The organism is Stenotrophomonas sp. SrG, from assembly GCF_050031795.1.
Classification (GTDB): Bacteria; Pseudomonadota; Gammaproteobacteria; order Xanthomonadales; family Xanthomonadaceae; genus Stenotrophomonas; species Stenotrophomonas rhizophila_A.
In genome coordinates, this window is the sequence record NZ_JBNBBE010000889.1 from 1 (window position 1) to 243 (window position 243).

Consider the following 243-nt stretch of genomic DNA (forward strand, 5'->3'; position numbering starts at 1 on the left):
AAGGGGCTGTGGCCGGCGGCGCCCCGGCTCGCGTGGGCCAGGTCAATGTGACCCTGGGCAACGCCACCTCGGTGAACGTGCCGGTCAGCGGCGTGAGTACCCTGGGCGCGGTGCAGGTGCGCGCCCCGCAGGTGGTGAACCTGGTGGACGTGCGCTCCACCGAATCGGCCACCCACATCACCCGCGAAGAACTGCTCCGGCTGCCGGTGGACCGTGACATCACCGCCGTGGCGCTGCTTGCCC

The 243-nt window shown here is 71.6% G+C and carries 1 protein-coding gene; it reads left to right on the forward strand.

All coding sequences use genetic code 11. The annotated features are described in order from the left end of the window. Window positions 1-32: 32 nt before the first annotated feature. Window positions 33-243 (forward strand): hypothetical protein (locus tag ACQG3P_RS22060; RefSeq protein WP_426806242.1); only part of this gene is annotated, 211 nt, incomplete at its 3' end.